The sequence below is a fragment of the Cellulomonas shaoxiangyii genome, from assembly GCF_004798685.1.
Lineage (GTDB): Bacteria > Actinomycetota > Actinomycetes > Actinomycetales > Cellulomonadaceae > Cellulomonas > Cellulomonas shaoxiangyii.
The window spans coordinates 3,791,578-3,805,837 of record NZ_CP039291.1; the positions used below are offsets into that span (position 1 = coordinate 3,791,578).

Genomic DNA, 14,260 nt, shown 5'->3' on the forward strand with positions numbered 1-14,260 from the left:
TCTCTCAGCCGCCCCCAGAGGGGCGGTGCTCAGGACACGCGGACGCGCGCGACCTGGTACTCGTGACTGGCCGCGAGGCGCACCAGCAGGTCCGGCACCGACCCGCCGGCACGCAGGGCGTCCACCGAGCCGCTCAGCCCGGCGGGGTCGGCCGGGCGTCCGAGCACCGAGCGGTAGGCGCCGTCGACGACCCGGTTGAGGTGCTCCGTCGACAGCAGGACGCCTCGGGCGACGGCGTCGCGGCCCGCCGAGCCGACGTGCGGAACCCAGGTGTCCACGTCGCCCTGGCCGGCCGCCCGTCCCAGCAGGTCGCGGTAGAGCGCACGGACGAACTCGACGTCGGTCGACCCGGCGCGCTGGTAGTACTCCGCGGAGCCGAGCACGCCGATCTCGACCGTGAACGTGTCCATGCCGCGTTCCATGGCGTCCACCCACACGAAGGCGCCGTCGTCGTACGGCCGCCCGAGGTAGGTGCGGTAGGTGTCGCCGACGAACTGGATCTTCCACTCGCGCGAGCCCACGAGGTCCCGGGGGATCACGTCGAGCGGGTGGCCCGCCTCGAGGCGGGCCGTGCGCCCGACGAGCTCGTCGAACCACGGGTCGCGCCGCAGCAGGTCGCGGTGAACGCTCGACACGTACGCCGGAAGGAACGCCGGCGTACCGGGTGCGGGCGCCGGCAGCGGCGGGGGCGGCGGCGCGGCGGGGTCTCCGGCCGGTGGGTCGAGCGCCGGCAGCACCGACCACGGGTTGAGGCACGAGACCCGCAGCTGCTCGATCGCGACGACACCGGTGTACGTGCGGACCTGGCTCACCGAGCCGGGCCACGGGTGCGCCGCCGCGCCGTTCACGCGACCGCGTCCGACCTGCAGGCCGCCGTACGTCCCCACCCTGGCGGACGCGGCCACGCCTGCACTGAGGACGGCGTTGCCGCGCTTGGGCGCGCCTGCAGATCCCAGGTCGCACACCCCGACGCGCACGGTGCCGGTGCCCGCGTCGCGGACGCCGACGAGCTGCACCCAGGAGCCGGCGCGCGCGGGCACGGTCGACATCGCCACGACCCGTGATGCCCCGGCCGCGTCGCTCGTCGGCACGGAGAACGCCCAGCAGTGCCCCTCCGTCCCGGCAGGGCACGCCGGGTCGACGCGGTGGCCGAGCTCGAACCCGCTGACGTGCGTGCCGTCCTGGCTCACGACCGTGGCCGTCGACGTGACCGCGTCCAGCTTCGCGAACGCCATGACGGAGTAGGTCCCGTCGGTCCGGACGACCGGTGCGGAGGTGTTGGCGCCGTCCGCGGGTGCGTCGAACCGCAGCGCGAGGTCACCGGTGTGGCCGCCCACCTCGCGCCCCAACCCGTCGGCGCGGGTCGTGCCGGACGCGACGACGAGGTCACGGGTGCCCGGCGTCACGGTGTTCGCGGCGGTTGCGCCGCTCGCCTCGTCGAGCTGCCAGGCGTCGCTCACGCCGGCGAAGCCGACGGTGAAGCGGTGCGTGCGCCTCGGGCTCGGCCAGCCCGCCGCGTCGAGGGACCAGACCTCGAGCGTCTGCGGCCCGGCCACCGCCGGCAGCACCGAGATCGTGGGCGACGACGCGGGGACGGTGCGCACGGGCCCGCCCGCGACCTGGTACTGGTACCACGCCACGTCGGCCGAGCCGCCGTTGCCGAACGTGAAGCGGCCCTCGACGCCGATGCCGCCCGCCGGGGCCGGCCCCTCGGCGTAGACGGCGGGCATGCCGGCGACGGGTGTCACGCCGGGCGTCGCCGGCGGCGTCAGGTCGACGACGAGCTCGCACCCGACGGGCGAGCCCCAGGCGCCGCGGTCGTCGACGCCCGCCATGCTCCAGCGGTAGGTGCCGCCATCACGGAGGACCCCCGAGGGAACCGTGATGGAGTGCTCCGCACCGGAGCCCTGCGCGGGGCTGTCCTGCGCCAGCCACACACGTGCGCCGGAGCCCACGTCGTCGATCGCGAACATCGGCCGGACGGCGCCTCCGTCGGGGTCGTGCAGGACGCCGCGGAGCGTCGGCGTAGCGCTCCGGATCACGGGCCGCGGCCCGCCCCACACGCAGGCCGCGTCGGGGTCGGTGGTGCGCGCCGACGCGGGCGCCTGCGGCGCACGGTTGTAGTCGACGGAGAACGTCGCGTCCCAGCCGTAGCGCTTCCAGGAGGCCATGGAGCTCTCGTCGACGGCGATGCCGAAGGACGCGTTGGCCGTGTTCGCCGCGGCGACGTCCCGCGCCATCTGCGTGGCGTCGAACTCGATGCGCCGCGGGACCTGGCCGTTGGTGCACCCGTCGCGGTGCGCGATCGTGTGCGTCTGCAGCGGCTTCCAGTACGAGCCGCCGGGGTACGGCGTCGCGGCGGTGAAGTCCGCGACCGCGTGCAGCGTCACGGGGCGCGGGGTGCAGTCGTAGGAGTGGGTTCCCGTCACGGCGAACGTCGCGCTCAGGACCTCACCCGGCTCGATCCCGCCCACGGCCTGGAGACCGCCGAACTGGTACAGCACCCGGCTCTGGAACGTGTGCGAGCAGGTCGTCGACGTCGCGCGCGAGCACAGCCCCACACCCTCGTCGCCGGCGAAGTTGTACGCGTTGCCGATCACAGTGCGCACCGCGGAGCGCTGGTTCAGCGAGCCGCTCACGCCGGGGTCGATGTACACCGGCCACTCGGTGGCCGGGTCCGCCAGGATGCCCGCGTCCGGCGTGATCGTCACCGCGTCGCCGGCGACCTCGGCGGGGATCGCCGTGACGACCTCGTCACCCACCGGGGCCACCGTCGGGTCGGCGTCCTCGACCGTCCCGAGCGCGGCGTCGGTCGCGCCCTCGGCCACGTCGCTCGAGGAGTCCCACATGACGGGGGTCGGGCTCACGAACACCGGATCACCGGACTCGTCCGCGGCAACGAACCCACCGTCCCGTGCCGCCAGCTCGATGCCGTCGGAGGTGACCACCGGGAACGTCAGGTCCTGCAGTTCGGCCTGCGCCGCCGCCTCGGGCGACTCGACCCGCAGCACCTCGGAGAACCCGGTGGCGTCCCCGTTCACCGTCACCACGAGGTCGACCCCGGGCAGGACGTCGGCGTACGTCAGCTGCGACCCCTCCACGTCCGGCGCCGGCAGGTCGAACGGCATCTCGAACGTGAGGGTGTGCCCGTCGCGCTCGATCGTCGCGAACGGCTCGTCACCCGACCCGTCCGAGAACCGCATCGGCGTCACCGGCGACGCGACCTCCACCGCGCCACCCGTGTCCACGAGCGCCGCGTCCACCGGCGCCCACTCCCCCGACACCTCCGTGCGCACCGCACCCGTCGACACGTCGAGACGCATCGACCCGTCCGGCAGCGCGAAGGTGGACGCGAACTCCGTCCGCGCGCCTGCGACTTCCACCGCGACGTCACATCGCACCGCCAACGCCCACGCCGCTACCGCGTCAGCGACGACCTCTCCACACGCGGGCTCGGCCGGTAACGAGCGTGCTGGCAGCGCGACGCTGGGCACCGCCGCCGCGACCGCTCCACCGGTCGTGGCCAGGACGCACGAGGTGACAATCGCCCCCGCGATCATCGTGCCAATCCATCCGTTCACAGCCGCCCTCACCTTCCCACCGCGTGCGACGGCCCGCATGGCGCGTCGTCCTCGTGCCTGCTGCCTACTCGCTGATCGACCCTCCGCCGTTCCGCTTCGAGCGCCCTAGGCGCCGGGCGGACACGTCGGTCGGTGGTTGCGCCGGTACCTCTCGAGCGCGGCAACGCACCGCGCCAGGGCCGTGACGGGCGGCGGATACGCAAACCACTCCTTCTCGAACCTCGTCGCTGGATCCGTCAAGAACGCTGCGGTGGACTCGACCACACGGGACGCGAAGCGTTCGAGGCCGATGTCATCGCCCTGCCAGCGCAGCTCCGGTGGCGTCTCCTGAGCCCACGAATCGAAGAAATGGATGGACATCCCGACCGAATCGTGCCTCCTGACGATCTTCCAGCGATATTCGCCGGGCTCTTGGTCCAGCGACAGAGATTGCTCGGATGCGCCCTCGAGCAATGCCGTGACGGCGCCGAGCACTACCGTCGGCACGTCGCTGGAATCGGCGACGTTGAAGTTCTTAGCGACACCGCCCCTCTCCACGCGGAACGTGATGGAACCAGCTTCCACACGGACCCAAGAGAAGTCGAAATCGCTCCGGTGTGTTGCACGGGCGGGCGCGGTCACTTCGGGTACGCCGTCCAGATCTCACTGCCTCGCACGACGATCTCCACCACGCTCGTCTTGTCACCCTTGCCGTTCACGCCGATGTTCGTACCGAAGTCGTACCGATGGAGAACGCCCTCGCCCCGCGGGTTCGGGCACGACGTGGACCCGCATACCGCCGCGCGCAGGCGCTGGGAGACGGCCGGCGTGTCGCCGTCCCAGAAGAACTGCTCGTCGAACTCACCGGGTGTGTCTGCGTCGCCGTTGGCTCTTGCGCGATCCTGCGCTCCCGGGCCGTGACGGGTCTCGATGTGCCCGAGTCGCGCGTCGGACAACGTCACAGGGCACGTGCTCTCGTTGTGCACCAGAACTGCGCTCTGGCCCACGTGATACGTGTGCACCTCGGCGATGCCGAGGTTGTACGCCTTTCCTCGATTCGCCGGAACGACGGACCCGACAGGCAACACGTTCCAGTCGGCACCAAGCACCAGCTCGCCGTCAGCCAGCTCGTCGGCCCGCTCGAACTCCTGGTCCGTCACCGACCAGAACGGGTGGTCCTCGGTGGTCCGGATCGTCTCGCCGCCTACGCGGAGATCCACCAGGTCGTCGTCGTGGACGAAGGTCTCCTGAACGGCCCGCGAGCCCTGCTCACCCGTCTCCGGATCGGTGGCGATCACCTTGTCGCCGACCTTGACTGTCCGGATCGGCTTCTTCGACCCGTCCGCCATGAGCACGAGCACCGACCCGGCGAAGGAGCACGCCCGGGCCGCCGTCGGCTGGCTCGAGCTCGGCGCGTCTCCCTTCGCCGCCGCGTTCGTGTTCGGCTTCGCCGCCGGAGCCGCGGTCGGCGGCTTCGCACTCGCCGGCACCCCCCGGCTCGCCGTACTCGCTCGCGCGCTCACCGCCGTCGCCGCCCGGTTCACCGCCGACCTCGCGGCGTTCCCCGCGGCCGACGCCGCCCGCTGAACCCCGGGCACCCGCATGGCCAGGCGCCCCGCCTGCCCGCCGACCGCCCCGAGCAGTCCGCCGATCGCCGTGTCGCGCGCCAGGCCGCTCCAGGAGAACTTCTGCGTCCTCTGGACCTTCGTCTTCCACAGGTTCGTGGCTGCGGCACCGGCGGCGCCGCCGAGGGCGAGGCAGCCGACGCTGCCCGCGCCGCCGGTGGCCGCCAGGCACCCAGCGGTCACCAGGCCGCCGGCGACGAAGCCGGCGATGTCGGCCTGATGGCGCTTGACGAACCTGGCGGCGCTCCGCCCGGCGTTCTTGATCGACTTCCACGCGCTGCCCCACGACAGCATTCCGGTGGGGTCCCAGAAGGTGATCGGGTTGTTGTCGGCGTACGAGTACGCGGCCCACTGCTGGGGCTTGCCCAGGTCCATCACCGGGTCCACGGAGAGGAACCGGCCGATGGTCGGGTCGTAGTACCGGGCACCCATCTGCACCAGGCCGCTGCTGTCGACCGGCTTGTTGAGGAAGCCGTGGTCACCGGGCCATGCCGGGGTGCCGCCGCGGGCGTTGCCGTACGGGTCGGTCCGCCGGTAGGTGACGGTGTGGGTCTCGTTGTTGATCCCCATGCTCGCCGTCTGGTGGGGGTCGTTGACGAGGCTGGTGACGTCCTTCATCGCCGAGCCCGTGCGCACGGCGACGGTGTTGCCACCGAACCCGTAGTAGCGGACCGCCTTCACCGCCCCCGTGCCGACCGTGAGGTTCAGCTCCTGGCCGCCGGGCAGGTAGACGGTCGTGACGCCGCCCTGCCGACGGACGAGACGGTCGCCCTCGGGCGTGTACACGTACTCACCGGCGCTGCCGACGCCTGCGTCGACGACCGACGCCAGGCGGCCGTCGTCGTTCCACGTCAGCGTCTGCGCCGGCTTGCCCGCACGGTTGCGCGTCGCGGTGTTGCCCGACGCGTCGTACGTGTAGCTGTCGGTCGTCGTCGCCGCCCCCGTCGTCGTCGTCACCTTCTGGACGGCGTGCGGGCGTGCCTGGCCGGCAGCGGGGTAGGTGTACGTGCGGGTCGTGTCGCCGCCGGACTTGTGGTGCACCTCGGTCGCGCGGTTGCCGACCGCGTCGAAGGCCCAGTCCGTCCAGTACGGTGCCGGACCGCCCATGGCGGCGACGCTCGGTGCCGTCGCGCAGTTCGCGTTCGCCGGTGTCCAGGCCCGGGCCAGGCGCTGCAGACCGTCGTACGTGAAGCACTGGGCGTCGGTGGGCTTGCCGGTCGGACGGTCGACGATCGACGTCGGGTTGCCCGCGGCGTCGTACGTGTACGTGATGTCGGCGTCGTACCCGGAGACGCCCTGTCGCTGCGTCCACGTCTTCGCCAGCCGACGCGTGCCCGTCTCGTAGGAGTAGTTGACGAAGTCGACGTACGTGTTCCCCAGGCTGTAGCGAAGGAGCTCGCCGTACACGTCGTACAGCGACCCGGACACGTAGACGCCGTTACCCAGGCCGCCGGCCATCCACTCCGGCACGGACATCTGGTCGAAGAACGTCACGACCGTCTCCTCGGGGAGGCCACCCGCAGCCGGCAGCGTCACCTCCTCGCGCTGCCCGTCCGGCGCGTACCGGTACGACGTCGTGTACGTCCCGGCCAGGGCACCCTCCGCCGCGGGGATCGTCACCGACTGGCCGAGCGGCTGGTAGGCGTCGTCGTAGGCGGTGACGGCGGTGGTGTACGCCGCCCCCGCGACGTGCCGCGTCGACGACGTCGTCTGGCCCTTCGCGAGGGTGTCGTACACCCACGACGCCTGCAGCGGTCCGGTCGCGGTGCTGGTGCGCTGCTCGACGGGCCGGCCCAGTGCGTCGCGCACGACGACCTGCGTGCGGTTTCGCGCGTCGGTCGTCGAGACGACCTGGCCGGCGTCGTCGTACGTCGTCGTCGTGGTGCCCTTGTCGGGGTCGGTCGCGGAGACCTGGCGCCCGCGCAGGTCGTATCCGTACGTCCACCGGTTGCCGGCCGTGTCGGTGACGGCCGCGCGCCTGCCGGCACGGTCGTATGCGTACGTCGTCGCCTGGTAGGCACCCGTGGGCGCTGTGCCCGTGTACTGGCGCAGCTCGACGACCTGCCCGCGCGCGTCGGTGATCGACGTCTCGGGGATCGTGCCGTCCGGCGGGTCGACCGTCACGCGGTCGCCGCCGTGGGTCGTCGTCGTGCGCCAACGCTCCTGCTCGTCGACGTCGAAGATCTCGGCCGTCGTGCGCCCGGCGCCGTCGTAGACGTACCGCGTACGCGCCGGCACCGCCGCCGACGCCCGCACGAGCGTCGCCGCCGGCGGCCCGGTGGTGAACCACGGCCCGAGCTCACGGTCGACCAGGCCGCGGCTGTCGTACATCGTCTCCGAGACGATGCGGCCCTGGTTGTCGCGCGCGGCCGAGATGGACTGGGTCTGCCGCGGACGCAGCATGCCGTCGTAGAGCTCGACCGTCGCCTGGTAGTCCCCGAGCGCGGTCAGCGACTGCGTCGTCACCGTGTTCGGGCCGGAGGCCGAGACGGTGTAGGCGAACTTCATGCTCGGCGTGTCCGACGCCTGCAGGCGGCCGGGCAGCCACACGGCGGTGGTCCGGCCCAGGCCGTCGAACGTCGCCGACGTGACCTTCCCGTTCGGGTCGCTCTGGCGGACGGGCGTGCCCCACGCGGGGTTGACGGTGGTGCTGGACGTGAGCGCCGTGCGCGGGCCGCTGCCGTCCGGGTCGGGCGTCGTCTGCGACGTGGCCGTGAGCGGTCCGCCCGTCGCCGGCGTGTACGCCGTGGTCGACTTGCGCCCGAGCGCGTCGGTCGAGCTCAGCGGGCGGCCGTGCGCGTCGTACGTCGTCGTCGCGTCAGTGACGTACGTCGGCGCTCCGGCGGCGTAGTCCTTGAGGCTCTGCGACGTCGTCACCAGGCCCCGCGTCGGTGCAGCGCCGACGGCGAGGCCGTCGTACGCGACCCGTGAGTCGCTGATGACGTCCCCGGGACGGGCCGGCGCCACACCGCAGCCGACGCCGACGACCTCGGTGCGTGACGTCGTCGCGACGACGTGCGCCGTCGTGTTCCGCGCGTACTCGACGCGCGTGCAGCGGTCGTCCGCGGGCGTCGCGACGTCGCCCTGGTCGTCGATCTGCGTCGTCATGCCGTACGTGGGGTCGTACGTCGTGGCGATGCGGGTGGTCCGGCGCCCACCGGGAAGCGCCGGCGCGGCCGTACGCTCCTCGACGGCCGCGATACCGATGAGGGTCGCGCGGCTGCCGTCGGCACCGGTGGCGGTCGGCGGCGAGATCCATGGCGAGCTCAGCGTGCCGCTGACCTCGGCGCCACCGACGCCGTCGTAGGTGATCTCCTCACGGACGAACCCGTTGAGCCGGTCCTCGTCGGCGATGCCGTCGACGAGCACGGACCGCGTGCCGCCGGCCGCGACCTTGTCGCCGTGCATGCCGCGGAAGTACCGGGTGCGCGTCATGGACCGCTGCGGCGCGGTCGGCGCACCCGTGACGACGTCCACCTGTGCGTACCCGCGGAACTCGTTCCACGTGCGCTCGGCGGCGGGGACCAGCGGGTTGTCGTCGTACCGCCACGCGGCGTCGCCGTGGTACCGGTACTCCGTCTGGACCGACAGGCTGCCGTCGTCGTTCGGGTTCTCGACGACCGACGTCACCAGGTACTTGTGGAAGTACTCGGTGATCGCCGGCACGGCGCCCACGGGCTGCCAGCGCACCGGGAAGCAGCGGCGTGTGTTCGAGTCGGCCGACGCGGGCAGGCTCGTGGGCGTGCAGTCCTTCGGGGTGTAGTTGACGCTGACGCGCGCGCCGGTCTCGGTGTCGAGCGCGTTGAGGCGGAACCGGTTCATCGGCGGCCCGGCGTCGCCGACGGTGTCCACGCGGTTCGCCATCTGGGTGCCGTAGAAGCGCACGTCCGGCAGCTCGACGGCCGACCCGACGAGACCCTTGTGACCGATCCGGTCCAGCCACAGCGCCTTGCTGGTCGAGTCGCCCGGGTCGGGGAAGGTGTGCGTGAACGACCAGGCGTCGACCGACTGGTACGACGCGCCCGACAGCACCTTCGTGGTTACACCTACCAGGCGCTTGCGCGTGAAGAACGCCGGCGACGTCACGGCCGGGCAGGAGGTGGTCGACGTGCAGATGAGGTCGCCCGGGACGTCCGGCCACGACGCGGCGGTCGTCGTCAGGGCCGCCGGGTCGCAGGAGACACCCGTCGCGGGGATGCACCGCTCCGCCACGGCGAAGTCGACTCGCATCGGCGCCTGGCCCGAGGCCTCGGAACCGGCCCGCTGGCCGTACTCGATGGCGGTCGGGTGCCCGCCACGCACGTACGTGGACACCGCCTCGTTGTTGTTCCTGCCGTAGCTGTTCGTCTCCTTGGCGTAGAACGTCGTCAGGGTGTTACCCGACGTGTCCACGATGTACTCGAGGTTCCACCGCCACGTCTGCATGCACTGTGACGCCGCGAACGACGCCGCGTAGCAGGGGTCGCCCGGGTGGTTGCCGTAGACGGGCACCGACCAGGCGGAGTTCGTCTTCGTCGTGTCCGTCGCGGAACGCTGGCCCCGGCCGAACACGTACTGGGTCCCGTCGGTCGTCGTGACCTTCCAGTACTCGCCGTCGTTGTCGTCGTTCCACCCGCCGGTCAGGCGCTCGACGCGCGTGCCGTCGTCCTCCTTGAGCCGCCACCCGCCGGTGACGGCGTCCTTCACCAGCTCGCTGGAGTGGCCCGCGAGCGCCAACGTCGCGTTGTCGGACTGCCAGCACAGGTCGCCCGTGACGCGGGCCGCGTTGTTCACCGCCCCCTGACGGTCCTGCGAGCAGGAGACGTACTTGCGCTCGACGAACCCGACAGGCATGTCCCAGCCGTCGCCGATCCAGGACGACTGGTTGTTCGTGTTGGCGACCTTGCCGTCGACCGCCTGCGACGAGTAGGACAGCGCGAGCTCCGGCTCGGGGCCGCCCACGCTGGGCGGGACCCGCAGCGGGTAGGACCAGCTGAAGCTGCCGGTCTGCCCGGAGACCTGCCAGGAGGAGGACGGGGAGAGCGACGTGGCGCCGAAGCTGCCCGACGACCCCGACGTGCCGGCAGTCACCGCCATCAGGCGCGTCGCCGCGGCCGGCACCGTGGCGCTCAGGGTCGAGCGGCGCACGTCGTTGGTCGACTCCAGCACCGTCTGCTCGCGGCACTCGGCACGCTCGGGCGTCGTCAAGGCGCAGTCGGGCAGCTGGACGAGGCGCAGGCGGGAGCCCCAGCCGCCGCCGTACGCCTGGTCGAACGACGAGTAGTCGACGGCGACCTCGAGCGGGGCGTCCACCGGCGCCAGGAACTCGGGGGCGGCGGGGACCGCCGACTCCTCCGGAGCCTGCGCCGGTTCGGCGACGCGGGCCGTCGGGACGGGTGTCGGCGCCGTCGGGACGGGTGTCGGCGCCGTCGGGACGGGCGTCGCGGCCGTCGGGACGGGCGTCGGCGCCGTCGGGACGGGCGTCGCAGTCGTCGGGGTCGTGCTCGGCACGTCCTGCGGACTCGACGTCGACGCGTTGCTCACCGCCGCCACACCGTGGGCGACGGTGGGCGCGACCGCCGCGGCCCTGCCCTGCCCCGCGTCCCCGGCGGCGTCCTGGGCGTCCTCCTGGACGGGCACGCCGACCCGCAGCAGCAGACCCGGGACGCCCGCGGCGACCGCCGCGCGCTGGTCGATCACCTCGACGGGGACCTCCGTCGCCCCGGTGCCGGCGACGCGTGCTGCCTCGGTGCCGGCGCGTCCCACGCGGACGAAGGGGGAACCGGCACCGGCGCCCGTGCGCGGCGCCGCTTCGGCGCCGTCGGGCGCGACGGGCTCGACGCCCTTCCACGCCTCCGGGAACCGCGGGCGCACAGGCAGCGTGACCGGCATCGTGCGGCGCGGAAGGGAGCGCGCGGCGGGCACGTCCTTCGCCGGCACGGGGTCGGTCGCGTCCTCACGCTCGGGCGCGATCTGCTCCGCGTAGGCATGCAGCTCGGCGGCGGGCCGAGGGGGGCCCGCGCGTCCCTCGTCCCCCGCCACGGCGGGGCCCGTCGCGCCCAGCGTCACGAGCAGCGCGACGGCCACCAGACCACCGACGGCGCGGGGCAGGGCGCCCGGAACGCTCCGGCGGGCGCGGGGAGCTGCGTCGCGGCCTCGCGGCGAATGCCGTCGCGCGCTCATGCGCGTGCCTGCTGCGGACCCGGTCCGTCGACGTCCGTGCGGAAGCCGTGGTCACGCTGCCCCATCGCGCTGCCCTCCGAGTCACACGGACGCACCCCCGCCCGAATGAGCGTCACCGTAGTGGCGGGGCAGCGTCACAGGGGTGCATTCGCTGGATGACTTCGCAGGACACGCCGGCGACACGCTGTGACGGATCGGTGCATAGGTAGCGACTTCACCCGCTCGGGTGTACGCGCGAGGGGAGGGCGATCGGACACGCGAGGCGGCAACGAGCCCCGTCCGGGTGAACGGTCCGCGAGCTCGGCCGGCCACCCGGGCGGCGTGCACGGCGTGGACGGCGGCGCTGGAGCGTTCCCTCGGCGTGCGGATCCGCGAGGAGGCGCTCGGCGACCTGCCCCGCGCGGCAGGAGGCGTTCCGCGTCGTGCAGGCGGCGGAGGCCTGGCGGGCGCACGGCGCCTGGGTGACCGCGCACGGCGGCACGCTCGACGGCGACGTAGCGGCCCGGTTCCGTGCCGCGGCAGCCGTCACCGCGGCCGAGGAGCAGGCTGCGCGCCGCGCCGTGGCCGCTGCACGCACCACGATGCTCGAGAGGCTGGCAGCATGGACGCTCGTCCTGCCGACCGCACCGGGGCCGGCACCGAGCCGCGCCCTGCCAGGCGTGGACCTCGACCGGGTGCGGGTCGCAGCCGTGCGGCTGAGCACATTTCGCGGCCGCGGCCGGTCTGCCGGCGGCCAGCGCGCCTGCCCTCGAGCTCGGCGACGGGCACCTCGGGCGGCCCGTCGGGGTGTCGTTCGTGCGTGCCGCGGGCACGGACCTCGCGCTCGTCCAGGGCGCCCCGGCGCTCGTCGGCGGGAGGACGCGGTCGTCCGCGCCCGGCCCCCGGGCCATGCACCGGTCACGGGACGATGCGCGGCTGACGGAAGTTCATGAACGCCCACTCGTCGTACGTGAGCTGGTGGACCAGCCCCGCGGGGTCCCTCACGTAGATGTACGGCTCGTTCGCCCGCTTGTAGACGTCCGAGCCCTCGATCCACGTGGCGGTGCGCGGCGCCGGGAACCCGGCACGCTGCCACAGCTCGTACGTGAGGAGGTCCCACTGCCACCGAGCGGGCCAGAAGGTCACCGCGTACAGCGTCGGCGCCCAGGGGTACTTGACGTAGTCCGTGTTGGTGGGGCGCGGCGACGGGAAGCCCGCGGCCTGCCACTCGGCGTAGCTCACGGGGGTCGCCACCCCGTTCACCAACCGGTACAGCGTCGGGCTGTACGCGTTCTTGTAGACGGGGAAGGACGCACGGGAGGAGTTGGAGCCGCTGCGTGTCATGTTGTGCTTGAACGTCGGCCAGTCGGCGCGCCCGAGCGCCGTGTTGGTCGTCCAGGCGAAGACCTTGCCGCGGTTCCCGTTCGCGGTCGCCTCGACGATCCACGTGCGGCCGTTGACCTGCACGACCGTCGGCGCCGCCGTCATGGGGTCCGTGCCTGCCGACGTCTCGCCGCTGTAGCGCAGGTCGCCGTTGCCGTCGTAGGCGCGCAACCACTGCTCGCCACCGATGACGACGTTCTGCCGGCCGTCGTTGTCGACGTCGGCGATGGTCGGTGACGCGTGCAGGCCGGGGCACGTCGTCGCGGTCGCGACGCCCGTGTTCGGCGGGGCGAACGGGTTGTTGCCCGCGCACCGCGTCCACAGCCGCTGGCCCGTCCCGCTGTACGCGTAGAGCAGCCCGTCCTCCGCGACGAACGCAACGTCAGGGCGCCCGTCTCCGTCGATGTCGCCGACCGCCGGCGACGACGTGACGTTGCGGCCGATCCGCACGGGCCACCCCGGCACGTTCGACCCGTCGCCGCGGAAGGCGTAGACGTACTCGCCGTTCATGGGTTGGCGCCCGCCGTCCCACATGGTCGCGGGCATGTTGCCCGTGCCGACGACGACGTCGAGGCGGCTGTCGCCGTCCAGATCGGCGAGCGCCGGGCTCGACCACACGACCTGCTTGCTGACGAACCGGGGCCACCCGGCGACGCGGCTGCCGTCCGGGTTCCACGCGCCCACGTAGCCGCCGTAGTCGGGCGAGCACGACTGGCCGGGGGCGCCGTCGCAGTCGTACCCGGCGACGATCTCGACCTCGCCGTCCCCGTCGATGTCGCCGACCGCCGGGCTGGACCAGCTCGTGTCGCCCACGAACACCGGCCACCCGGGGAACAGGTGGCCGTTCTCCATCCACACCCACATGCGCTGGTCGAAGCTCGACGCGATGATCTCGTAGTTGCCGTTGTTGTCGATGTCGGCGACGGCGGGCGTGCCGAAGGCTCCCGTCCACGGGTGGTCCGGTCCGAACTTCACCGTCACGAGGCGGTGGTAGTCGGCCTCCACCACGCCGACGTCGCCGTGCGTGTTCGCGTACACGATGTCCAGCCGGCCGTCCCGGTCGAAGTCGACGAGCAGGGGCGACGCCTGGATCGCGCCCGGACCGGTGAAGAAGTCGAACCACCGCACGCCGTTGTCGGTCCGCCAGGCGTAGAGGTGCCCGTCCGGGTACCCGGCGACGATGTCGAGCACGCCGTTGTTGTCGAGGTCGCCGACCGCTGCCGTGGAGAACTTCTCGCCGATCTGGCTGTAGTTGGCGGCGAAGGCCGGCGTGTCCCAGCCCGCCGGAGGGCTGACCTTGGGGAGGGCGACGTTCGGCGGCGCCATGGGGGCGGCGCCGGCCACGGGCACGGGCACCGCGGGGACGCCGGCCAGCGCCGGCACGGCTGCTCCGCCCACGGCGAGGGCCCCCGCCGTCACGACGGCCGTGATCAGCTTGCGCATCGGTGCCTCCAACCTCCTCCGGCTGGCCGGCTTCTTCGGCGGGGCCGGGACGCGGAGGGTGAGCGGGCGGGCCGCCTCGCCAGCGGCGTCGGGTGCTCCTTCGTACCT

4 protein-coding genes are annotated in these 14,260 nt (G+C 72.9%); all 4 read right to left on the reverse strand.

The features are described 5' to 3' along the window. Positions 1-29 precede the first annotated feature (29 nt). Entirely contained in the window at positions 30-3,383 is a 3,354-nt protein-coding gene (locus E5225_RS16920) for a DUF4214 domain-containing protein (protein ID WP_135973124.1), read from the reverse strand. A gap of 303 nt (positions 3,384-3,686) precedes the next feature. Further along, entirely contained in the window at positions 3,687-4,202 is a 516-nt protein-coding gene (locus tag E5225_RS16925) for a hypothetical protein (protein WP_135973125.1), read from the reverse strand. Continuing rightward, positions 4,199-11,251: a polymorphic toxin-type HINT domain-containing protein gene (locus E5225_RS16930; RefSeq protein WP_135973126.1), complete on the reverse strand. Its 7,053-nt coding sequence runs from the start codon at positions 11,249-11,251 to the stop codon at positions 4,199-4,201. The genes E5225_RS16925 and E5225_RS16930 overlap by 4 nt, the downstream gene beginning before the upstream one ends. A 993-nt stretch (positions 11,252-12,244) precedes the next feature. Continuing rightward, positions 12,245-14,152 (reverse strand): FG-GAP repeat domain-containing protein, encoded by a 1,908-nt coding sequence (locus tag E5225_RS16935; protein WP_135973127.1) that lies wholly within the window; start codon positions 14,150-14,152, stop codon positions 12,245-12,247. Positions 14,153-14,260: the final 108 nt, after the last annotated feature.

Coding starts and splice junctions, on each gene's coding strand:
- E5225_RS16935 (WP_135973127.1), bottom strand. CDS start 14,152: ATGCGCAAGCTGATCACGGCCGTCGTGACGGCGGGGGCCCTCGCCGTG.